Source organism: Aeromonas allosaccharophila (genome assembly GCF_000819685.1).
Lineage (GTDB): Bacteria > Pseudomonadota > Gammaproteobacteria > Enterobacterales > Aeromonadaceae > Aeromonas > Aeromonas allosaccharophila.
Genome location: NZ_CDBR01000033.1, coordinates 22,877 through 45,187, shown reverse-complemented (window position 1 = coordinate 45,187; position 22,311 = coordinate 22,877). Strand labels below are relative to the sequence as shown.

The window sequence follows — 22,311 nt, the reverse complement described above, 5'->3', positions numbered from 1 at the left end:
CATTATATTGAAATACCGAAATTGAAAAACGTTTATCCGCGATAAATAATTAGATGAGTGTTTGAAAAATAGTCCTTATTGGATTGCCAGTGATTGCCCGCGATCGGTTTGGCAACAAATGAACCCGGCATGCAGCCTCGTGGCCAACCGTTCAAAAATCCGCCACATCCGGCAGCGCTTTCTGATACAATGCGCGCCCTTGCGCACGGCGCATCCCCGTTTTCTCCGAAATAGAGTCCTTTTGTGAACAACAGCGAATTTAGCAGCCTCAATCTCTCCCCCGCCCTGCAAGAAAACCTCACCAGCCTGGGTTACCTGCAGATGACCCCGATCCAGGCCCAGAGCCTGCCCCTGGTACTCGAAGGCAAAGACCTGATCGCCAAGGCAAAAACCGGTAGCGGCAAGACCGCTGCTTTCGCCCTCGGCCTGCTCTCCCGCCTCAACGTCAACCGTGTCGACGTACAGGCGCTGGTGCTCTGCCCGACCCGCGAACTGGCGGATCAGGTGGCTCAGGAGATCCGTCGTCTGGCGCGCGCCCTGCCCAACGTCAAGCTGGTCACCCTGTGCGGCGGCACCCCGACTGCACCGCAATCCGCCACCCTGAGCTTTGGCGCCCATATCGCCGTCGGCACCCCGGGCCGCATTCTCAAGCATCTGGAGCAGGGCACGCTGGAGCTCTCGAGCCTGGAAACGCTGGTGCTGGACGAAGCGGATCGCATGCTGGACATGGGCTTTGGCGAAGACATCAACCGGGTCATCAGCTATGCCCCCGAGCGCCGTCAGACCCTGCTGTTCTCCGCCACCTATCCGGAAGGGATCGCCCAGATGAGCCGCGGCGTGCAGCGCAATCCAGTCGAGGTGAGCGTGGAGTCCCTGCACGAAGGCAGCGCCATCGAACAGAAGCTCTATGAAGTCCCCTTTGGTCAGCGCCTTGATGCCCTCACCTGGCTGCTGAGCCACTACCAGCCGAGCTCCTGCGTGGTGTTCTGCAACACCAAGCGTGCCTGTAACGACGTGGCCGACCATCTGGCTGCCAAGGGCTTCTCGGCGCTGGCATTGAACGGCGATCTGGAACAGCGCGAGCGGGATCAGGTGCTGGTGCGCTTTGCCAACGGCAGCGCCACCATTCTGGTGGCCACCGATGTGGCGGCCCGTGGTCTCGACATCAAGGAGCTGGGCGCCGTCATCAACTACGAGCTGACCTATGATCCGGAAGTGCACGTGCATCGCATCGGCCGTACCGGTCGTGCCGGCCAGCAGGGTCTGGCTCTGAGCCTCTATCAGCCGAACGAAGCCCAGCGCGTCAACTTCATCGAAGAGTACCAGCAGGCTCCGATGCCGCTGGGTGATCTCGACAGCATCGGCCGCGACATCAAGCCGATCGCCCCGCAGATGGTGACCCTCTCCATCGATGCCGGTCGCAAGACCAAGGTGCGGGCCGGTGACATTCTGGGCGCGCTGACTGGCGAAGGCGGCATTGCCGGCGCCGATGTGGGCAAGATCCAGATCTCAGAGCAGTACTCCTACGTCGCCGTGAAGCGCAGCGTGGCGAGCGCCGCCCTCAAGCGGTTGCAGGAAGGCAAGATCAAGGGGCGCAGCTACCGCGCCCGCAAACTGGGCTAAGGGCGATGGCGGGCAGTATCTCTGCCCGACTTGTCATGAACCACAGCACGGGCGCCTTTGCAGGCGCCTGTTTTTTATCGAAAATGTGCCATTCCGATGGCATGGACAACACAGATGAACAGAGAACCCCAAGCCGAAGTCAGCTGCCAGAACTGCGAAGCCTGCTGCTGCCGCCTCGAAGTGATGCTGTTTACCGATACCGGCGTACCGGATCGCTACGTGGACGAGATAGAGGGACAGGTGCCCGTGATGCACCGACTGGAAGATGGCTGGTGTGCGGCGCTCGACCGCAACACCATGATGTGCCGTATCTATGAGGTGCGACCGCTGATCTGCCGTGAGTTCGAAATGGGGGAGCCCGACTGCGTTGACGAGCGGGACAAGTGGTTTATCAAGCTGGAGTGAGCAAGGGCCAAGCAGGTCAAGCGCCCGCGTGTTCGCAGGGAGTAGCTGTGAGCTGCTCCCCCAGCCACTGGATAGCGGCGGCCTCCTGCTCGAAGTAACGCACCGCCCGAAACGGCAGCTCCTTGAAGATGTTATCCGCCAGATAGCGCTTGAAGCCCCCCACCAAGACCACCGCCAGAAACTGACAGCCACTCTCGGCACACCAGCCAAACTGGCGACGAAAACGGGCCAGCACCTCGGGCCCGGCCGCTTCGAACTCGGTCGCGACCTCGACAATCCCCCAGGGGCGATCCACCAGTCCGGCCAGCTCGTGGCGAAAGCCCGCTTCATAGGCCATGGCCCCCGCCAGATTGAAGGGGCCACGCGGGCGACAGATCAGCATCTGGCCCCTGCGCTCCATGTCGAAATGCCCATGTGGCTGCATGACTGCTCCCATTCCGTTACCACCACCGCCTGCAGATTGTTATCACAAGGTAATAATTTATAAAGAAAAGTCCAGCAGCAGACACGCTTCCCCCGAAGCGTTCTCATCCCATCCGGCAAGCCGCCATCGCCCTGTAAGTACACCATATCACCGCCATCCCGCCCTGCATCGACCTCGAGATGTGCGATTGCAGTTAACGAAACGTTACTGCTATTATCCGCGCCGCCACAAACATTCCACCAGCCGAAAGGTTTGCCCCCCAACAAGGATGCGCAATGAAAAACAGGGACTCGAGTCATTACCAACGGATCTGGCGCTGGCACTTCTACGCCGGTCTCTTTGTCGCTCCTTTCCTAATCCTGCTGTCACTGACCGGGATCGTCTATCTGTTCAAACCCCAGCTCGACAACCTGATGTACCCCGATCTGATGAAGGTCGCCCCCGCCAGCCAGACGCTGAGTGCCGACCAGCTGCTGGCCAAGGCGATGATGACCATGCCCGATGCCAGCCTGCGTAAATATCTGCCGCCTGCCGCTCCCGACCAGAGCGCCCAGTTCATCGTCAATCGGGGCGAACAGGAGCTGACCCTGTTCCTCGATCCCGCCAGCGGTGCCCTGCTCGGCACCATGGATAACAAGTGGAATCTGCAAGCGGTGGCTCGCGCCCTGCACGCCGACCTGCTGCTCGGCACCACCGGGGATCGGCTGATCGAACTGGCGGCAGGCTGGGGACTGGTGCTGCTGCTGAGCGGTCTCTACCTCTGGTGGCCACGCAAGGGGCCCGGGGTGGGCGGCATCATCTGGCCCAGAATGGGCCAGCGCGGACGCCTCTGGTGGCGGGATCTCCATGCCGTGGTCGGCTTCTGGGGCGCCGGTTTCCTGCTACTACTGCTGCTGAGTGGCATGACCTGGACCGGTTTTTGGGGCGATCAGTTTGCCGCAGTCTGGAACCGCTTCCCCGCCGCCATGTGGAACGAGGTGCCCAAATCGGCGCCACTGGCTCGCAGCCTGAATCAGGCCCACGAGCAGACCGTCCCCTGGGCGGTGGAGAACACCCCTATGCCCAGCTCGCAGCCGATCGATGAAGCGCACGATCATGGCGCCATGAACCACGGCGAACATGAGGGAATGGTGATGGCGAGCCAGCGCATTGCGCTGCAACAGGTGGTCGAGACAGCCAGTGAACGGGGCGTCAAACCGGGTTACAGCATCACCCCGCCGGTCGGCACTACCGGCGTCTACACCATCGCCCTGTTTGCCGACGATCCACGCAACGACGCCACCCTGCATATCGATCAATACAGCGGCAAGGTGCTGGCCGATGTGCGCTGGCAGGATTACGGCCCGGTCGCCAAGACGGTAGAGAGCGGCGTCATGCTGCACATGGGCAAGCTCTACGGCTGGCCCCATCAGCTCGCCATGCTGATCATCTGCCTGATGGTGCTGACCAGCGCCGTAAGCGGCTTGTGGATCTGGTGGTGCCGCCGCCCGCAGGGGCGTCTCGCCGCGCCGCCACTGCCCGCCAAACTCCCGCCGATGCGCGGTGCCATCACCCTGCTGATCCTGCTGGGGATCGCCTTCCCGCTGGTGGGCGCCTCCATGGTCGCCATCTGGCTGCTGGATACCCTGCTCTTCTCCCGTCGCCCCCTCAAGGTGGCGCGCGCCAGCTAAACCCGACGGCACAGCTGAAAAGAAAAAGGGCTCCCATCTCGGGAGCCCTGTTCATTGTTCGCCTTGGCGTTTGCGACCCCCCGTCAGGAGAGCGCCAACCCGATGGAGAGCAGCAGGCTGAACAGAAACGCGCTGATGGCGGTCTTCTTGAGGGCGCCGGTCAGCACCTCGCCATCGAAGCTCTCGCGCAGGGTACGGGCCGCATCGCTGAGCGGCTTCATGGCAGGCAGGAAGATCCACGGCCAGAAACTGGCGGGCTGGGTCAGGATAAAGGCGATGGTCGCCAGCAGCGCAGCCCCCAGCAATACCCAGTGATAGGCGATGGCGCGGTTGCGGCCAAGGCGCACCGCCAGGGTGATCTTGCCGCTGGCGGCGTCGGTCTCGATGTCGCGCACATTATTGATATTGAGCACGGCGGTGGCCAGCAGACCACAGGCTGTGGCGGGCAGCAGCAGGTCCCACTCCAGACTCTTGGTGAAGAGGTAGTAGGAGCCGAGCACCCCCAGCAGACCGAAGAACAGGAACACCGAGATATCGCCAAACCCGCGGTAGCCGTAAGGGGTCTTGCCGACGGTATAGGTCACCGCCGCGACGATGGCCGCGCCACCCAGCACCACAAATGCCAGGATCTGCAGCCACTGACCACCGAAGGCGCAGCCGAGCAACAGCAGGCCGCTGGCCACCGCCGCCAGCGCGGTCAGCGCCATCGCCACACACATCTGTTTTTTGGTGATAAGGCCGGAGACCACCGCCCGCTGCGGGCCGATCCGCTCGCCGTTGTCGGCGCCGGAGACCGCATCGCCGTAATCGTTGGCCAGATTGGAGAGGATCTGCAGCAGGATGGCGGTCAGCAGCGAGAGCGCCATGATGGTGCCATCGAAAGCGCCACGACTGGCAGCCAGCCCCGAGCCCAGCAGGATGGAAGAGCAGGCGAGCGGCAGTGTTCGCAAACGCGCCGCCAGCAACCAAACAGAGAAGGTATTTGTCATATTGTGATGGCCAAACAATCGGATATTGATCGTGTTAAGGGTTATCGAACCGGATTTGGGTATACTTGGCCCCGGAGAGTGAAGCTCCCTCGGGCGATTTACATGGACGAATGGGCAGATAATATATAGGAAATCATCGCCCTTTGGCATAAACCTACGGCATCCAGCTACCGGATCGCTCGTTACTACCCGGCTCAGAAAAGAATCCATGTTGGCTCAGACCCATATCAAGCAACAACTGGACGCCCTGCGTCACAGCAACGTCAGCGGCTTCGTGCGGTTGCGAGTGGCGATCGAGACCCGCTCCTTTCTGGGCTGGCTCGCGGCGCAAACCCTCTATCCCCGCATCTACTGGCAGGCCCGTGGAGAGGATCGTCCCGAGTATGTCGCGCTGGGCGCCATCCATGAACTGACCGAGCCGCACGCCATCAAGCAGGTGTGTGCCAACGCCAGCCAGCATCACGACGACAGCCCCCGCTACTATGGCGGACTGGCGTTCGATCCGGCCCAATCCGGCTGGCAAGGGTTTGGCCCCTGCCGTTTCGTGCTGCCCCGCATCGAGCTGGTGCGCCGTGGCGAGTGCGTCAGCCTCTGCCTCAACCTCTGGCTGGATGACCACAATCTCGAGGCCGAACTGCAGGCAGCCGAAGCTGCCCTCGATGCCCTGCGCCCGGAAGCGCCGCTGCCCGCCCTGCAAAAACAGCCCTGGCAGCGACAGGATTGCCCCGGTCCCATCCAGTGGCAGACGCTTGTTGAGCGCGTCACCGCACCCGATTTTCAGGCCCACACCCCCAAGGTGGTGCTGTCGCGGGAGAGCGTGCTGACCAGTCCGAACCATGATGCGGATATCAATCCCTGGGCCATGCTCGGCCAGTGGGCCCGCCACGCCCAGGACTGCTTCCACTTCGGTTTTCAATTCTCCCCCGAACAGGCCTTTATCGCCTGCTCCCCCGAGCGGCTCTACCGCCGGGAAGGGAGCCATCTCTTTACCGAGGCGCTGGCGGGCACCATCCGCCGCTCCGGCGATGAAGAGGTCGATGCCCAACTGGCCGCCGAGCTGCTGGCCGACAGCAAGAACCGGCTGGAGAACCGGCTGGTACACGCCGACATCCTCAGCCGACTGGCACCGCTGGCCCACGATGCCACCCTGACCGAGCCGCGCATTCTCAAACTGCGGCTGCTGCAACACCTCAAGTGCGATATCGAAGCCGAACTCAAGCCCGGGGTCTGCGACTGGCAGTTGCTCGACGCCCTCCACCCGACTCCTGCGGTGGGCGGTGCCCCGCGCGAAGCGGCGCTGGCCTTCATCCGCGAATTCGAGCCCTATGATCGGGGCTGGTACGCCGGTGCCTGCGGCATGCTGAGTCGGGAGACCTCGGAGTTCTCGGTCGCCATTCGCAGCGCCCGCATTCAGTCGGGCAGCGTCACCCTGTTTGCCGGTGCCGGCATTGTCGCCGGTTCCGAGCCTGTCGCCGAGTGGGCCGAGCTCGACAACAAGATCGCCAATGTGCTCTCCCTGCTGGGATAGCAATGACCCCTTTTCAACCCGCGAGAGCCCCTATGCCCACCCGTAAAGAGCCTGCCAGCGAAGAGTTTGCCTGCCCCCCGTTTTCGAGCCAGCACGCCACCTTCAACCACGTCTGGTCCTCCCTCTTGCTGGAGGAGCTCTTTCGCCTCGGGGTACGCGACATCGCGCTGGCCCCCGGCTCCCGCTCCGCGCCGCTGACCATGGCGGCTGCGGCCCATCTGGGCTTTCGCCGTCATCTGCACTTTGACGAGCGCGGTCTCGGCTTTATGGCGCTGGGGCTGGCCAAGGGGAGCAACCGGCCGGTGGCGGTGATCATGACCTCGGGCACCGCAGTGGCCAACCTCTGGCCCGCCGTGGCCGAGGCTCAGCTCACCGGCGTGCCGCTGATTATTCTCTCCGCCGATCGCCCTCACGAGCTTATCGACAACGGCGCCAATCAGGCGATCGACCAGCAGGGGGTCTTCGGCCGCTACCCCGTCTATCAGCAGAACCTGCCGAGCCCCACCCCGACCATTCCGGCGGCGTTTGTGCTGAGCTCGGTGGATCAGGCGCTGGCCAAGCAGGCGCTCACCCCAGGGGTGGTGCACTTCAACTGCATGTACCCCGAGCCCCTCTACCCCGGTGAGCATTATCAGGATTTTGGCGACTATCTGGCACCCCTCGGTGACTGGCTCAGCTCGCACAGGCCATGGAGCCCGTGGCAACAGAGCGAGCCGACCTGCCCGCCGCAACCCGAGTGGCGCGAATGGCAGCACAAGCGCGGGGTAATTGTGGCCGGACGGATCACGGATCCCGAACAGGCACAGGTGGTCGCCGCGCTGGCAGAACAACTCGGCTGGCCGCTGCTGGCGGATCTGCAGAGCCAGATCCGCTTCGATAGCCGCAACCTCATCCACATGGATCTGGCGCTCAACGACCCTGAATTCGTCGCCGAGCTGGGCCGCGCCGAGGTGCTGCTGCAATTTGGCGCGCGGCTTGTCTCCAAGCGGCTTGGCCAGTTCATCAAGCACCATTCATGGCAGGATTACTGGCTGGTGGATCCACAACCGGCGCGGCTCGATCCCGACTACCGGCTGCGCAACCGGCTGCTCTGCAGTGCCAGCGCCTTTGCAGTGGCCCATCCGGTCACCACACAAGCCCCTTGGCACACATTGGCCGAGCTGCAACACAACGCCAGCCAGCAGATCGCCGCCGCCTGCGAGCGCTTCTCTGAGCTCGGCATCTGCCATCGCCTCAATTCCCTTATCGAAGGGCAGCTGTTTGTCGGCAACAGCATGCCGGCTCGACTGATGGATATGCTCGGTGACACGGGCAAGGGGCCGAGCCGGGTGATGACCAACCGCGGTGCCTCCGGCATCGATGGCCTGATCGCCACCGCCTATGGCTTTGCCCAGTCGAGCGACCAGCCAACAACCCTGCTGCTCGGCGATCTCAGCGCCCTGCACGATCTCAACAGCCTCGCCCTGCTTGGCAAGGCGAGCCGCCCGCTGGTGGTGATCCTGCTCAACAACGATGGCGGCAGCATCTTCCGCATGTTGCCAGTGCCCACCGAAGGGGCGCTGCTGGAGAGCTACTACCGGCTGCCCCACGGCCTCGGTTTTGAACATGCCGCCTCCATGTTTGGCCTCGCTTATCGCGCACCGACCACCCTGCCCGAGTTCGAACGCGATTACCGCGCCGCCCTCAAACATGGCGTTACCTTGATCGAGATCCGGGTACCGAGCGAGCAGGTGGCCGATGATCTCAAGGCGCTGGGGGCCGCCATCCGTGGCAAATAAAGATGCCAATGTGCCGCTGGTGCTGCTGCACGGCCTGCTGGGGGATAGCGGCGACTGGCAACCGGTGATCGACCGGCTGCCCGCCATCCGCTGCATCGCCCTCGATCTGCCGGGTCACGGCCAGCATAGCGATCTCAACGTCAGCGACGTTGAGCAGAGCCACCAGTGGCTGATCTCCGAGCTGGCTAGCCGCAACATTGAACGCTATCTGCTGGCGGGCTACTCGCTGGGTGGACGACTGGCCCTCTATCACGCCAGCCGCGAGCCCGCCGGGCTGCAGGGGTTGCTACTGGAGAACTGCCACCCGGGGCTACCGGCCAGTGAACGGGCCGCCCGCATCCAGCACGATGAACAGTGGGCGCAGCGTTTCGAGCAGGAGCCCCTGGCTGACGTGCTGGCAGACTGGTATCGGCAGGGTGTTTTTGCCGATCTCGACGACGCGGCCCGCGCCCGCCAGATTGCCCGCCGCCTTGGCAATGATGGCAAGGCCATCGCCACCATGCTGCGCGCCACCTCACTCGGCAAGCAGCCGGATCTCGCCCTCTGGCTCATGCAGTGCCCGCTGCCGGTCACCTGGGTGAGTGGCAAGCGGGATCACAAATTCCATCAGCTGGCTTGCCAGCTGGCGAGTCAACATCGCAAAATCAACCACTTGGTGCTGGAGGGCGGCCACAACCTGCACGCCCATCAGCCAGAAACCTTTGCCCGACTCCTCGCGGAGTGGGTCAACCAACAAGAAGAGACGAGTCATGATTGAAGCAATGACGGAAGCTGAACTGTACGCACCTGTTCAACATGCCGGGATTGCTCAACGCTGTGCTCAACTCTTTGCTCAACTCGGTGCTCAACTGCGCTCGACCAGATCAGAAGGAAAAAACCATGATTGAAGCAATGACGGAAGCGGAACTGTACGCTCCTGTTGAGTGGCAGGATTGCTCCGCCGGTTACGAGGACATCCTCTATCACAAGTCCGGCGATGGCATTGCCAAGATCACCATCAACCGTCCCCAGGTCCGCAACGCCTTCCGTCCCCGCACCGTCAAAGAGATGCTGCAGGCGCTGGCCGATGCCCGTTATGACGATCATATCGGCACCATCATCCTGACCGGTTTTGGCGAGAAAGCCTTCTGCGCCGGCGGTGACCAGAAGATCCGTGGCGACTACGGTGGATATCGCGATGACGAGGGGACTCATCACCTCAACGTGCTCGACTTCCAGCGCGACATCCGCACCTGCCCGAAACCGGTGGTTGCCATGGTGGCGGGCTACGCGGTCGGTGGCGGTCACGTGCTGCACATGATGTGTGACCTGACCATCGCCGCCGACAACGCCCAGTTTGGCCAGACCGGGCCGAAAGTGGGCTCCTTCGACGGCGGCTGGGGTGCCTCCTACATGGCTCGCATCGTCGGCCAGAAGAAGGCCCGCGAAATCTGGTTCCTCTGCCGCATGTACGATGCCCAGCAAGCCCTCGATATGGGTCTGGTCAACACCGTCGTGCCGTTGGCGGATCTGGAGCGCGAAACCGTGCGCTGGTGCCGCGAAATGCTGCAAAACAGCCCGATGGCGCTGCGCTGCCTGAAAGCCGCCCTCAACGCTGACTGTGATGGTCAGGCGGGCTTGCAGGAGCTGGCTGGCAATGCCACCATGCTGTTCTACATGACCGAAGAGGGTCAGGAAGGCCGCAACGCCTTCAACGAAAAGCGTCGCCCCGACTTCTCCAAATACAAGCGGAATCCCTGATGACACTAGCCCTGTATCGCTATCAACTGCCTTTTACCCAGCCACTGACCTTTCACGGCAAGGTGGAGGTGGCGCGAGAGGGGCTGTTGGTGCGCATCAACGACGGCTGGGGGGAGATTGCCCCCCTGCCCGGCTTCTCGAAAGAGAGCCTGCAACAGGTAGAGGCGGAAGCCCTTGCCGCGCTGGCGACCCTGGCCGCCGGTGAAACCCCGAACCCCGTGCTGCCGTCGGTGCAATTTGGCCTCGACTGCGCACGCCGGACATGGCCCGAGCAGAGCAACCCGCTGCCGGAGCCCTATCCCCTCATTCAAGGCTCTCCCCAGGAGCTGCTGCGCAACTGGAAAGAGTGGCTGCACCGCACGCCCAGCAAGGCCAAGCTGAAGGTGGCGCGCTACCCGATGCGTGACGAGCTGGCGCTGATCCGCCTGCTGTGCGATCGGTTGCCCTCCCTCAAGCTGGTGCTTGATGCCAACCAGGGCTGGACCCGCGAGGAGGCGTGGACCTTCTGTGGCCACCTCGACCCGAATCGCATCGAGTATCTGGAAGACCCCTGCGCCGACTTTGCCGACATCGCCTTTGTCGCCAACCGCACCGGCATGCCGGTGGCGCTGGACGAGCTGCTGGCGCAAGGCAAGCCGTGGGAGCCGATCCCGCAACTGCGCGCGCTGGTGCTCAAACCCACCCTGCTCGGTTCACTGGCCAACTGCGAAGCGCTGATCGCCCGCGCCCGCGAACTGCGGCTCAAGGTGATCATCTCCTCCTGCTTCGAATCGGATCTGGGCCTGAACCAGCTGTTTCATCTGGCGGGCGAATGGGCACCGGAACAGGCCCCGGGCCTCGATACCCGCCGCTGGATGGCGGGCAATCTGCTGGGGGAAGATGGCAAACCGGATCTCCGCCAACTGGAGAAACTGTATTACCGTGATTGACCCCTCACGCTCACCAGAACAGACGCCTTGCCCGGTACGCCACCGGGCAATCACCACCCCGAACCGCATTGCCATCCACGCCGCAGCCCCCCTCAGTTATCGCCAGCTCGATGCCCGCCTCAACAGCCTGAGCCAACAGCTGGAACGGGCCAGCGTGCGCCGTGGCGATCATCTGGCGGCGGTGGTACGCGGTGCGCTGGAAGATGTGCTGCTGGCCTGGGCCTGCTTGCGCAGCGGCATCATCTTCTGTCCACTCAATCCCGCCTTTCCCCTTGAAAAGCAGCGCGAGCTGGCCACGCAACTCGATGCCGATGCCTTCTGGTCGGCAGGGGAGATCCCGGCAGGAGAGTGGCAACCCTTGCTGCTCGACTTCACGCACGAACTGCCGACAAGCGAGGAAACGTGGCCGCTGGCATCGACCCAGCTCAACAACATGATCCTCACCTCGGGCTCCAGCGGCACGCCGAAAGCGGTGGTGCATCGGCTCTGCAACCACCTTGCCTCGGCGCGCGGCTCTGCCACCCTCATTCCCCTCGATGAGGAGTGCGGCTGGCTGCTCTCCCTGCCACTGTTCCATGTCGGCGGCTACGCCATCCTGTTTCGGGTCTTTCTGGCGGGCGCCACGCTGGTGCTGGATCAGCGTGAACGCTCCCTCAAGGAGCGGCTGGAGTGCCAACCCATCACCCACCTCTCGCTGGTGCCGACCCAACTCTGGCGCCTGCTGGCAGAGGGCTTTGACCCCGCTAGCACCCGATTGCGTGAACTGCTGCTCGGTGGCGCCGCCATTCCGCAACCGCTGGTGAGTCGCCTCTGCGCCATGGGGCTCGAACCCAAGGTGAGCTATGGCCTCTCCGAGATGGGCAGTCAGGTCTGCACCGCGGTCCCCGGCGATGCGGGCGTGGTTGGCAAACCGCTACCGGGGCGGGAGGTGTGCATTCGGGAGCAGGAGATCTGCGTGCGTGGCGCCACCCTGTTTGCCGGTTACTACCGAGATGGCGAGCTGGAACTGCCGCTCGATGGCGAGGGCTGGTTTCATACCCGCGACAAGGGACGCTTCACTACGGCAGGGGAACTGCTGGTGGAGGGACGACTCGACAACCTCTTTATCTCGGGCGGGGAAAACATCCAGCCCGAGACCATCGAGCAGCGACTGGTGGATCATCCCGCCGTCGCCCAGGCGCTGGTGGTGCCGGTGCCTAGCGACGAGTGGGGACAACGCCCCGCCGCCTTTATCGACTGGCACGGCGAGCAGGTTCCCGACTCCGAACTGGCCGCCTGGATCCGCAACGCCCTGCCCGGCTTTATGGTGCCCGACCACTGGATCCCCTGGCCCGATCTCGGCGGCAATCTCAAACCCTCACGCCAACAGTTGGGCAAGATTGCCCGACAGCTGACCACCTTGTCACAACAAGCTGAATGAGATCGGACTCACAATTTTCCGATCTGCCCTGAAAACAGAAAAAGAAACATGTGAGTCCTTACTGCGGCGCCAGCCCACGAAAATTCGATCAGACTCAAAAAGCCATCATCTTATTGATTTATCTGATTTTTAATTGGCAATTGATATCCCTTTGGAACTGGTTAAATTGCCTTGCGATTACTAGCAAGGCAATACACAAACAACAACAAAGGGATAAAAATGAACCGTTCGGGTACCGGGTGGCTGCTGCTGGCAGGCCCCCTGCTTTTGGCGACATCCTCGGCGCAAGCCAACTACTCCCCCAATGACTGGCGACAGTATCAGCTGACTGGCGAATCGAGCCGACAACTGGCCGCACGCATCACCGAGATCACCTATGAACTCAAGGCGCGCAGCAGCAACGCGCCCTATCAGCAGCTTAGAGTCTACCGTCGCTTCGATTGGCAGAGCAGCGATCTCGCCGCACTGGCCGAGCAGCAGTGTGGCGAGCCGCAGCTCAAGGTGGATGCGGGCTGGCAGATCCGCTTCGTTCGCTGTGAAGATCGGATTCCGGCGGGCAATCTCATTCCCGCCAGCAGTCATGACTTCGGTTATGGCCTGAAGCAGGGTCGCTGGGAGCAGCTGGCGGGCACGCCGACCGCCAAACGGCAGGATCGTCTGCCGCTGCCGCAAGCCATCATCTTGGGTCAGAGTGAAAGGGAGCTGGATCGCTGCGAACTCAACGCGCAAGGCCGCTGCGCCGAGCCGGAGTGGCACTATCAGCCGCAGGATTGGCAGCAGTTGCAGGTACTTGAAGAGACACCCAGCGAGCGGGATGGCCGACTGGAGCAGATCTTCTTCCGCCTGCAGCCGGTGGCAGGTAGTCAGGCTGCCGCTCAGGTCAGCGAGATCCATGTCTGGCGCCGTTATCAGTGGCAGCTGGATCAGCTCACGCCTCAGCAGGAGTGTGATGAGCCGCAGGAGCGCAAGGAGGGGAGTAACACCATCCGCTATCGCATCTGCCGTCAGGTGATCCCCGCAGGCAGCGAGGTTCAGGTGACGTTGCAAGATAACGGCTACCAATACCCGGTCGCAGGCGGCGAGTGGCAACCCCTGCCAGAGAGCAAAGCGTGGCAGGAGAGCCGGGTGCTCAATCGCCCCATCGTGCTGGCCAGCAAGGAGGATCAACTGGAGTGCCGCCGCGCCAACGGTCGTCTCTGCTCCGAGCCCGAGCAGCCCGATGTGGATCTGCTCGACAGCGATGCCGCCAAACTGGTGGCCGACGTGAGCGGCCAGAACAGCCCTGCCTGGCAGGCGGATTACGGCCACGATGACGCCAAGCTGATGGCGGTGGTGCGCGGCATGCGTACTCTGCTGGCGGCCAACCAACCGACCCATCCGGCAATGGACAAGCTGCTCTACTATGTGCGCGCCCATAACTACCACGGCGGCATTGGCAAAGAGAGTGATCAGGTCGCTCGGGCACTGGCCGGGGTGATGATTGATCTGCTCAACCACCCATTGCTACTGAGTGCCGAACCGCAGGATCAGGCTGGCACAGTGCTGGAAGCCTGGAGCGTGGCGGCACAAGGGCAACTTGGCCAAGCCGCCTTCCGCCAGAGTGCCGCCCCCATGCTGGCCCAGATTAACCAGGTGCTCGGCTATGCGGTGCAACATGCGGCGCAAATTAATGGCCACAAACCCTGGGCCGATGGCCTGTTCGAACTGCTCAATCTGGTCGATCAGAGCGCCTCTTACGGTCAGCAGGCAGACTTCAGCGCAGCGGTGCTGCAACAGGAGGCGGCATTGCGCCAGCACCTGCTGCAACTGGGCCTGAGCGAGCTGGCCCTCTGGAAACAGCGTGATGGCTCACGGGATCTGTTTATCTTCAACAACATCCTCGATGCCCATAGCCGTCTCTACCAGATGATGCGCTACCTCCATCACACCAGCCCGGATGAGGCGATCGCCTATCGCCAACAGCTGGATCGCGATGTCATCGCCATCATCCGCCAGCAGGGGCTGGTCCCGGGCGGCCAGCATCCGGCCGCCATGCTTGAAGAGGTCTCCCTGACCCTCTCCAGCTACTACCTCACCTACACGGATCGCACCAGCGAGGCCTGTGTCAGCGGTGAGTTCGCCGAGCTCTGCACTCCGATCCGCATGGAAGGTATTCTGCCCTTCGAGCACACCTGCTCGCCCACCCTGCGTCTGCGTGCCCAGGATCTGACCCTGGCTCAGGCCGAGGGGATCTGCCGCGAGCTGGGTGATGAAGAGCAGCGCTTCCACCAGCAGATGGAGACAGGCTGGCAACCGGTGGCCGATGATCACAACGAGGCGCTGGAGCTGGTGATCTTCAACTCCTCTGCCGACTGGGGCCGCTACGGCAGCGCGCTGTTTGGCGTCTCCACCGACAATGGCGGCATCTATATCGAGGGGGATCCGGCTCGCCCCGGCAATCAGGCCCGCTTCTTCGCCTATGAGGCGGAGTGGAAGCGCCCCGCCTTCCAGGTGTGGAACCTGCGCCACGAGTACGTTCACTATCTGGATGGCCGCTTCAACCAGTACGGCAGCTTCGGCCACTATCCGCTCAATCGTACCACCTGGTGGGCCGAGGGGATTGCAGAGTACATCGCCCACGGCCAGTGCTTTGCCCGGGGTCTGGATAACGTGGCAAACCGCCCCGCCAACCAGCGCCCGACCCTGGCGGCGATCCTCCACCTCGATTACGAGCAGGGTGGCGAGATGGTCTACTCCTGGTCCTATACCGTGCATCGCTTCCTCAACGAGACCGGTCGCGGCGCCAGCTGGCTGGCGCTGGCACAGGCGCTGCGCAATCCGGATCGGCAGCAGGCGATGAGCGACTTCGAAGGGGAGCTGGACCGACTGATCGCCAACGACAGCGATGCCTATCAGGCGTGGCTCGGCCGGGATCTGCTGCCCTGGTGGCAAGCCAACAAGGAGTCAGACGCCTGCAAGGGCAACGACTCCGCCCACTGATAGACCTCCAACAAAAAGAGGGGCTGCCACCGCAGCCCCTCGCGTTATCCTCCCACTCGCCCGGCCTCTCCTGCGACAACCTCTGCCCGAATGAGCGGCCCGCCCGTTATCAAGCCTGACGCCAGCGGCCGAGTTGTAATAGAATGCCGAAAGCCACTCCCAACTTCAGACCCTGACCGCACCGCGCATGAAGAAGTTTGCCAAGATCCTCCTCGCCTGCCTCGTTTTGCTGCTGGCCCTGATTGCCATGCTGCTGGGCTACAGCGAGTGGATCGTCTCGGATGCCCGCCACTATACCCACGACAAGGTGGACGAGGTGCCCTACAACCGGGTTGCGGTGGTGCTGGGTACCTCCAAATATCTCTCCGGTGGCGGCCCCAACCACTACTTCAAATACCGCATCAAGGCGGCGGCCGAGCTCTACAACAATGCCAAGGTGGACTTCATCATCGTCTCCGGTGATAACGCCACCGTGCAGTACAACGAGCCACGCCAGATGCGGCGCGCCCTGATCAAGGCGGGCATCCCCGCCTCCGCCATCTATATGGATTTCGCCGGATTCCGCACCCTCGACTCGGTGGTCCGGGCCAGGGAGGTATTCGGTCAGGATCGCTTTACCGTGGTCTCCCAGGGCTTTCACAACGAGCGGGCCATTTTCATTGCCCGCCATTTCGGTATCGACGCGGTCGGCTTCAATGCCGAGGATCCCAGCGCCTATCAGGGGATCCGCACCCGGGTGCGGGAAGTCTTTGCCCGCCTGATGGGGCTGCTCGATCTCTATGTGCTGGACAAGGGACCCAAGTTCCTCGGAGCACCGGTGCCCATCGGTCTGCCTGTGCCTTGCCACTCGCTGAGCACCATCGGCAGCCTGCAACCCTGCCTCAAACAGCCCAAACCGGCCGTGGATAAGACCAAACCAGCGGTGGTATCTGCCGCGGTTGCCACCGAATCGGCCACTCCGCCTGTCTCGGCCGCGACTGAACAAGTCACTGCAGTTGTATCCGCAGCGGCAACGACCGAGCCGGTCACCCCCGCCAAATCCGCGGCAGAAGCCGTCGCCGAGACGCCCAGCGCGGCCTTGCCCATATTGCCGGTGGGCTCTTCAGCCGCCAGCGCCAGCACAGCCGCACCATAAACAGAGGACCCGCCAACTGGCGGGTCCTGTTATTGCAGCGCGGGTTGTGGCGGCGCTCCTGCGCATCTATTCCCAGCGGCCAGGTCAGCCTCGCGCCGCCTGATAGCGGCGGGCCACTTCGGCCCAATCCACCACCTGATAGAAGGCGGCGATATAGTCAGGACGCTTGTTCTGGTACTTGAGGTAGTAGGCGTGCTCCCACACATCCAGCCCCAGGATCGGGGTATGGCCATGCATCTGGGGACTATCCTGATTGGCACTGCTCTCCACCACTAATCTGCCCGCCTCGTCCACCACCAGCCAAGCCCAGCCGCTACCAAAACGGCTCAGGGCAGCCTGAGTGAAGGCCTGCTTGAAGGCATCGAATCCCCCCAATTCCCGCTCGATGGCCAGAGCCAGCTCACCCCCCGGCTCACCGCCCCCCTGCGGGCTCATCACCAGCCAGAACAGAGAGTGGTTGGCATGGCCGCCGCCATGGTTGCGTACCGCCCCCTGCAGGTTGACTGGCAGAGTATCGAAGCGGCGCAGCAGCTCCTCAACCGGCAATGCGGCCAGCTCGGGCGCTCCTTCCAGTGCGGCGTTGAGGTTGTTGATATAGGTCTGATGATGACGGCTATGGTGGATCTCCATGGTCAGGGCATCGATATGGGGTTCCAGTGCGTCGTAGGCATAGTTAAGGGCTGGCAAGGTATGGCTCATGATGACCTCTGTTCGGATTAATGGAGTCGGGATGAGGGCTCGCTCTGGCACAGGCAGTGACCGAGCGAGCGCATGATCGCGGCGTGGCTGCCGTGGCGCTGTACGAACGTCAGCAACTCGGCACGGGTGGTGCGGGTATGGCGCAAAGCGGCTTCTCGCAGGCGGGAAGAGCAAGCGGGGGAGTGACAGGTCGCCAGCAGGCAGTCGTGCACATAGCAGAGCAGGTCGGCGGCGCGATCGGGCAGGGTCATGGCCACCAGCAGATCCGCCAGATTGTGGTGGGCCACAACCAGTGCCGCCACCGCCTCGTCGGCATCGTGCCACTGCACCAATTGCTGACGAGCCAGCCAGAGCGCCTGTTGATAATGGGCCAGCGCCTGATGATACTCGCCGCAATCAAACAGCCGGTTTCCCTCTCTGGTCTGCTGCTTCCAGTGGGTCATACTGCTGCCACCTTCGGTCGACTCGACCCACCCTTTCACCCAGGTTGCTGTCATACGCTTCACACCAACAAATGATAATAATTATCATTACATAAATCATATCCGGGAGACAAGGGGTGTGGGGATCGCAGCAAACAACCAAAACAGCGCGGCCACCCCTTGGCAAGGAGTGGCCGCTTGAGGCAACCGGTCAGAAGATTCGACCGGTAAATGACACATTAATCGCAGGTCAGATGTTGTTGGCTGGCGAGGGCGGGGCGATCCCCAGCAGCATATGATCCATCATCCCCACCATGCGCCCTATCTCCGGTTTGGTGATGGTATCGTTCGCCCCCAGTTGCAGCGCCTTCTGGCGGTTGTCATCGCTCATCAGGGAGGAGAACATCACGATGGGCATCTCCTTGTAGGAGGGGGTATCCCGCAGCCGCTTGAGCAGGTGCATGCCATCCATGCGCGGCATCTCCACATCCGTTATCACTGCATTGACGAAGCCGGTCACCGGCATCCTCTCCTCCTGCGCCAGACGATCGAAATCCGTCAGCATCTCCAGTCCTTCCCCCCCGTCCTTGGCCGTTATCACGTTGTAGCCGGCGGTACGCAGGGTGGTCTCGATCATCTTGCGGATAAAGGCCGAGTCGTCCACCACCAGAATAGTCTTGCCCTGACGCAGTGCCATCATGCGATCGTCGATGAGCACTTTGCGATCCTGGGTGACGTCATACTTCTCCATGCTGAGCTCGGGGTTGATGTCGGCGATGATCTTCTCGAAATCGAGGATCATGATGAGGTTGCCATCGCGCCTGACCACAGCCACCACGCAGTCGTTCTCCCCCGCCTCCAGAAACTGGCTGGGGGACTCCACATCCTCCCAGGAGACCCGGTGAATCCGGCTGACGCTGTCGATCAGAAAGCCGTTGGCCATCTTGTTGAAATCGGTGACGATCACCACCTTGTGGCTGGGGTCAGGGTTGGTCTTGATGCCGAGCCAACCGGCCAGATCCACCAGCGGGATCAGGCGCTCCCGCAGGGAAAATACCCCCACCATATGGCGCTGGGCATTGGGGTAATCGGTGGTTTCCGGCACCCGGATCACCTCGCGCACCTTGGCGACGTTGATCCCGTAATAGGCGATCTTCTCTCGCCCATCCGGCAACTGCTTCTTGAGGTGAAATTCGATGATCTCGAGCTCGTTGGTGCCGCTTTCGGTCAGGATAGATTTACGCTCTTCCCCATCTTTGGCCATCATGGTGACTCTCATGCTCTGGTTGCGCAGGCAGCACTCCGCTGCGGTTTTCCCTCAGTATAGGAATGGAATTCACCCAGCGACTCGGATCTCGGCAAGATTGCAACCTTAACCGCTTGATCCCGCAGGCTGGCGGGATCGTATATGCCAATAGGGACAAAATTTGCGTGATGGTAAACCCACCATGCACTCATTAAGGAGCCTGAGATGAGTGAAGGCATTGTGGTGATAGGGGCTGGCGGCGGGATCGGGGCGGCACTGGTGACACACTGGCTGGCAATCGGCACAACCCGGGTCATCGCCATCAGTCGTCAGCCCGCACCAGCGGGCCTCTCGTCGCCAGCCCTGCACTGGCTATGTTGTGATTACAGCGATGAGCAGATGGCAACTGCGGTAGCCCGCATCGCGGAGTTGGCACCGAGACCACATCGGTTGGTGATCTGCAACGGCATCCTGCATCAGGGGGAAATCCAGCCAGAGAAGCGACTCGAAGCAATCAATCTCGATGCAATGACCCGCCTCTACCAGACCAACGCCCTGCTGCCGCTGCGCTGGATCAGCCAGTTGTTACCGCTGTTTGGCCGCGAGCCTTGCACTCTGGCCGTTCTGAGCGCCCGGGTCGGCAGCATTGGCGACAACCGAGCGGGCGGCTGGTATGGCTATCGCGCATCCAAGGCTGCCCTCAACATGCTGCTCAAGTGTGCCGCCATCGAGCTGGCTCGGCGGGCTCCCGGCGTCAAATTGCTGGCCTTTCATCCCGGCACAGTGGATACCCCACTCTCTCGCCCGTTTCACGCCAATGTACCGCCAGGAAACGTGCAGAGTCCCGAGCTGGTAGCCGACCATCTGATTAACCTGATGAACCGGCTGCAACCGGATGGCGAGCTCAGCTTTCTCGACTGGCAGGGCAACCCTATCGAGTGGTAGGGGAACCCAAGAGACGCGCCAGCAGCGCCCGCAAACTCTTGATCACGGCGGGCTTGCCCGCTAGCTGCAACCTCGCGGCCAAGACTCCCCAGTCTGCGAATTGCCAGATGGTGGCGATCAGCAGTTGGCGCTCAGCAGGGGTCAGCGAAGCCAGCACAGCCAGATGACGCGCCAACCACTGCTGCAAGCTGGATTGGCACAATTCGAAGGGCTTGTGATGCAGGGCAAAACATTCAACCTCATCGCGCTCAAACTCGCCAAGCTCCGGGGCGGTGACGATAGAACCTTGCAGGCATTGCCATACCAGCTCAGGATCCAACGCTTTCAACTCGCCCGCCAGCAGGGTCGGCAGCTGGCGTGCGAATCTCTGCTGCCACTGGGCCAGTTCGGGCTCATGCTCGGGTTTCAGCGCCTTTAGCAGCAAGGCAGCGTGGCAGCCGCTGGCGGCATCCCGTTGCAGGCCGATGCGCAGCACCGTCAGTCCTGCCTTGCGCCAGAAGGGGAGCAGGTCGGCGCTGGCCGAAAAGGCCGAGCCGAGGTAGTCGATGCCAATCTGACGATAGTGCTCCTCAAGCTTGCCAAGCAGCAGCGAACCCAGTCCGTGCCGGTGCAGCTCGGGGTGGATGGCGATACGCATCACCCGGGCGTAGCTGCGCCCCCCCGCCGTTTTGAAACCGGCATGGGCCAGCAGCGACTGGGGCAGCAGATGGCCGCGCGGACGGCGGCGACCGGCCCAGATCGCCTCGGCCAGTTCGGGCTCTATCTCCCCTTCCCGCGCCACCAGCGCCACCCCCAGCAGGCTCGCATCCTGCTCCAGCAGATGGATGTCGAGATCTGGGCTCTCCAGCAGGGACCTGAGATCGCTCGGCGTGGTCTGGTAGTGAGCCAGCACCAGCAGGCCGAACAGCTGATTGAGCAGCGCCTCGTCGCTCGCCAGCGCCTCCTGACTGACCAGACGCCAGCTCGGGTTGGTCGGCGACATAGGCGCCGCCACTTCGGCATTGAGGCCGAGCAGGCGGAAAATTAGCGGCTCCAGCGGATCGCGCTTACTCCAGCGAATGGGCTCAGAGAGGTGGATCTCCTGCCACTGCGGGGTCTGGCTATCGAGCACCCGCTTGAAGCGCAGGTGAAAACCGCGCCCCGTCCCTTCGTAACCGTGCTCGGTGGTGGCAAACACAATGCGGCTGTGTCGGGCCAGCATAGCCTCAAGCAGCGGGGTCGGAATGGCAGCCGCTTCATCCACCAGCAGCAGATCGGGATTCATCGCCTCGTGCACCAGCCGATCCGGCGAGCAGTAGCTCAGTCCGACCAGCTGTTCAGGCGTGGTATCTAGCCCACGAGCGGCGTGGGCAAACAGGGTCACCACCGTTGCCTGCGAGGGGGCCGTCACCACTATGTTCAGCCCTGGCTGCTGGCGCAGCAGCTCGGCGGCAGCCAGCCCCAGCAGCGCACTCTTGCCACGACCGCGGTCGGCACTTAGCACCAGCGGCCGACGACGATGGCCGTGCAACACCTTGTGGATGGCGGGCAGCGCTCGGGCCTGATCGTCGCTCAATGGCCGCTCGGGCCCGATGGGCTGCCACGGCTGCAGACAAACTGGCGGAGCCAGAGAGAGGGCCGGATCGCCAGTTAGCAGCCGAACCAGCCGGGCAATAAAGCCGTGACCGGCCCGGCTTGCCTCCTCCACCTGCGCCACCAGCCGGATCCGGTCGGGATCCGGCCATGCGGGCCAGATCTCTCTGGGCGGAGTCAGCAGCAACAGCAAGCCACCGGCGCGCAAGGTGCCTGCCAGCGCCCCGAAGGCGTCGGGGTGAAAACCGCTGAAGGCATTGAACACCAGCGTGTCGCACTCCTGACCGAGCCGCTGCAGCGCCTTGGCGGCAGGCTGCGGGGCATAACACTCGGGCCCCGCCCCCAGCCAGAAGATGCGCTCGCCGAGCAGGGTTTCGGCGCGGGCAATGCAGTCCGCCTCCTCCCCCTCCAACCAAATCAGGCGTCGCTCACCGGCATGGGCGAGCGCCTCGCGCAGCTGATTGACCTCTTGCTGCGTCATGAAGTCGCGCTGTCAGCCGGTTTGCGGGGTTCGAACATGCGATCCCCCATCTGATCAATAAAGGTGTGCGCCTTTTGCACCATGAAACGCTCGGCATCGGCCGGATTGGCAAACAGATCGGAGCGGATGAAACGGTGGGTGTGCAGCACGCCGTCCAGCTCTTTGGTGATGCGGCCCGCCAACCGATACTGGCCCCCTTCCGCCATGGGCTCGGGGTAGATGAGATAGCCGGCATATTCGGTGGGAGTGACTTCAGGCGCCTTGGTCGGCTCGCCCCCGAACAGGGCGCTGAACAGTTTCTTGAGCATGGTGATCTCCTCTGGTTG

The 22,311-nt window shown here is 62.7% G+C and carries 20 protein-coding genes; 13 read left to right on the top strand and 7 right to left on the bottom strand.

What is annotated here, in order from left to right; all coding sequences use genetic code 11:
• Positions 1-243 precede the first annotated feature (243 nt).
• A complete protein-coding gene (gene dbpA, locus BN1115_RS06855; RefSeq protein WP_042057548.1) occupies positions 244-1,623 on the top strand; it encodes an ATP-dependent RNA helicase DbpA in 1,380 nt (459 codons plus the stop codon).
• 114 nt (positions 1,624-1,737) lie between these two features.
• The gene (locus BN1115_RS06850; protein ID WP_042057550.1) at positions 1,738-2,028 is read left to right on the top strand and encodes a YkgJ family cysteine cluster protein; all 291 of its coding nucleotides are present in this window, start codon (positions 1,738-1,740) and stop codon (positions 2,026-2,028) included.
• A gap of 16 nt (positions 2,029-2,044) precedes the next feature.
• Here BN1115_RS06850 and BN1115_RS06845 read toward each other — a convergent pair whose 3' ends face one another.
• Complete coding sequence (locus tag BN1115_RS06845) at positions 2,045-2,452, bottom strand: hypothetical protein (protein ID WP_042656598.1); 408 nt, start codon at positions 2,450-2,452, stop codon at positions 2,045-2,047.
• Between the two features lie 275 nt (positions 2,453-2,727).
• On the opposite strand from BN1115_RS06845, the gene BN1115_RS06840 reads away from it, so the two are divergent.
• Complete coding sequence (locus BN1115_RS06840; protein WP_042656597.1) at positions 2,728-4,122, top strand: PepSY-associated TM helix domain-containing protein; 1,395 nt, start codon at positions 2,728-2,730, stop codon at positions 4,120-4,122.
• An 83-nt stretch (positions 4,123-4,205) separates the two neighbouring features.
• Here the strand turns inward: BN1115_RS06840 and BN1115_RS06835 are convergent, their stop codons facing one another.
• Positions 4,206-5,111, bottom strand: a complete 906-nt coding sequence (locus BN1115_RS06835; protein WP_042656615.1) for a 1,4-dihydroxy-2-naphthoate polyprenyltransferase — start codon at positions 5,109-5,111, stop codon at positions 4,206-4,208.
• A 208-nt stretch (positions 5,112-5,319) separates the two neighbouring features.
• On the opposite strand from BN1115_RS06835, the gene BN1115_RS06830 reads away from it, so the two are divergent.
• The 9 genes from BN1115_RS06830 to BN1115_RS06795 all read left to right on the top strand — a co-directional run bounded on the left by BN1115_RS06830 (position 5,320) and on the right by BN1115_RS06795 (position 16,620).
• Positions 5,320-6,639, top strand: a complete 1,320-nt coding sequence (locus BN1115_RS06830) for an isochorismate synthase (protein ID WP_042656596.1) — start codon at positions 5,320-5,322, stop codon at positions 6,637-6,639.
• Positions 6,640-6,671: 32 nt separating this feature from the next.
• Positions 6,672-8,417 (top strand): 2-succinyl-5-enolpyruvyl-6-hydroxy-3-cyclohexene-1-carboxylic-acid synthase, encoded by a 1,746-nt coding sequence (gene menD / locus BN1115_RS06825; RefSeq protein ID WP_042656595.1) that lies wholly within the window; start codon positions 6,672-6,674, stop codon positions 8,415-8,417.
• The gene (gene menH, locus BN1115_RS06820) at positions 8,377-9,174 is read left to right on the top strand and encodes a 2-succinyl-6-hydroxy-2,4-cyclohexadiene-1-carboxylate synthase (RefSeq protein ID WP_042656594.1); all 798 of its coding nucleotides are present in this window, start codon (positions 8,377-8,379) and stop codon (positions 9,172-9,174) included. The genes menD and menH overlap by 41 nt, the downstream gene beginning before the upstream one ends.
• Complete coding sequence (locus BN1115_RS22190) at positions 9,167-9,304, top strand: hypothetical protein (RefSeq protein ID WP_156135269.1); 138 nt, start codon at positions 9,167-9,169, stop codon at positions 9,302-9,304. The genes menH and BN1115_RS22190 overlap by 8 nt, the downstream gene beginning before the upstream one ends.
• The gene (gene menB, locus BN1115_RS06815; protein ID WP_042656614.1) at positions 9,297-10,157 is read left to right on the top strand and encodes a 1,4-dihydroxy-2-naphthoyl-CoA synthase; all 861 of its coding nucleotides are present in this window, start codon (positions 9,297-9,299) and stop codon (positions 10,155-10,157) included. Before BN1115_RS22190 ends, menB begins: the two co-directional genes overlap by 8 nt.
• Entirely contained in the window at positions 10,157-11,086 is a 930-nt protein-coding gene (gene menC / locus BN1115_RS06810) for an o-succinylbenzoate synthase (RefSeq protein ID WP_042656593.1), read from the top strand. The genes menB and menC overlap by 1 nt, the downstream gene beginning before the upstream one ends.
• On the top strand, positions 11,079-12,506 hold the full coding sequence (gene menE, locus BN1115_RS06805) for an o-succinylbenzoate--CoA ligase (RefSeq protein ID WP_042656592.1): 1,428 nt from the start codon (positions 11,079-11,081) through the stop codon (positions 12,504-12,506). The genes menC and menE overlap by 8 nt, the downstream gene beginning before the upstream one ends.
• 219 nt (positions 12,507-12,725) lie before the next feature.
• Complete coding sequence (locus BN1115_RS06800) at positions 12,726-15,485, top strand: collagenase (protein ID WP_042656591.1); 2,760 nt, start codon at positions 12,726-12,728, stop codon at positions 15,483-15,485.
• Between the two features lie 187 nt (positions 15,486-15,672).
• Positions 15,673-16,620, top strand: coding sequence for a SanA/YdcF family protein (locus BN1115_RS06795; RefSeq protein WP_042656590.1), 948 nt, complete (start codon positions 15,673-15,675; stop codon positions 16,618-16,620).
• Between the two features lie 84 nt (positions 16,621-16,704).
• Here BN1115_RS06795 and BN1115_RS06790 read toward each other — a convergent pair whose 3' ends face one another.
• From BN1115_RS06790 to BN1115_RS06780, 3 genes are all read right to left on the bottom strand, one after another.
• A complete protein-coding gene (locus BN1115_RS06790; RefSeq protein ID WP_042656589.1) occupies positions 16,705-17,319 on the bottom strand; it encodes a superoxide dismutase in 615 nt (204 codons plus the stop codon).
• A 17-nt stretch (positions 17,320-17,336) separates the two neighbouring features.
• Positions 17,337-17,816, bottom strand: coding sequence for a hypothetical protein (locus BN1115_RS06785; RefSeq protein ID WP_082034809.1), 480 nt, complete (start codon positions 17,814-17,816; stop codon positions 17,337-17,339).
• A 175-nt stretch (positions 17,817-17,991) separates the two neighbouring features.
• Positions 17,992-19,008, bottom strand: coding sequence for a chemotaxis protein CheV (locus BN1115_RS06780; RefSeq protein ID WP_042656588.1), 1,017 nt, complete (start codon positions 19,006-19,008; stop codon positions 17,992-17,994).
• A 204-nt stretch (positions 19,009-19,212) separates the two neighbouring features.
• On the opposite strand from BN1115_RS06780, the gene BN1115_RS06775 reads away from it, so the two are divergent.
• Entirely contained in the window at positions 19,213-19,932 is a 720-nt protein-coding gene (locus tag BN1115_RS06775) for an SDR family NAD(P)-dependent oxidoreductase (protein WP_042656587.1), read from the top strand.
• On the opposite strand, the gene BN1115_RS06770 is transcribed toward BN1115_RS06775, so the two are convergent.
• Positions 19,919-21,985, bottom strand: coding sequence for a tRNA(Met) cytidine acetyltransferase TmcA (locus BN1115_RS06770; protein WP_042656586.1), 2,067 nt, complete (start codon positions 21,983-21,985; stop codon positions 19,919-19,921). The genes BN1115_RS06775 and BN1115_RS06770 overlap by 14 nt on opposite strands.
• Positions 21,982-22,293 carry an HlyU family transcriptional regulator gene (locus BN1115_RS06765; RefSeq protein ID WP_042656585.1) on the bottom strand — a complete coding sequence of 104 codons (312 nt, stop codon included), beginning with the start codon at positions 22,291-22,293 and terminating at the stop codon, positions 21,982-21,984. The genes BN1115_RS06770 and BN1115_RS06765 overlap by 4 nt, the downstream gene beginning before the upstream one ends.
• Positions 22,294-22,311: the final 18 nt, after the last annotated feature.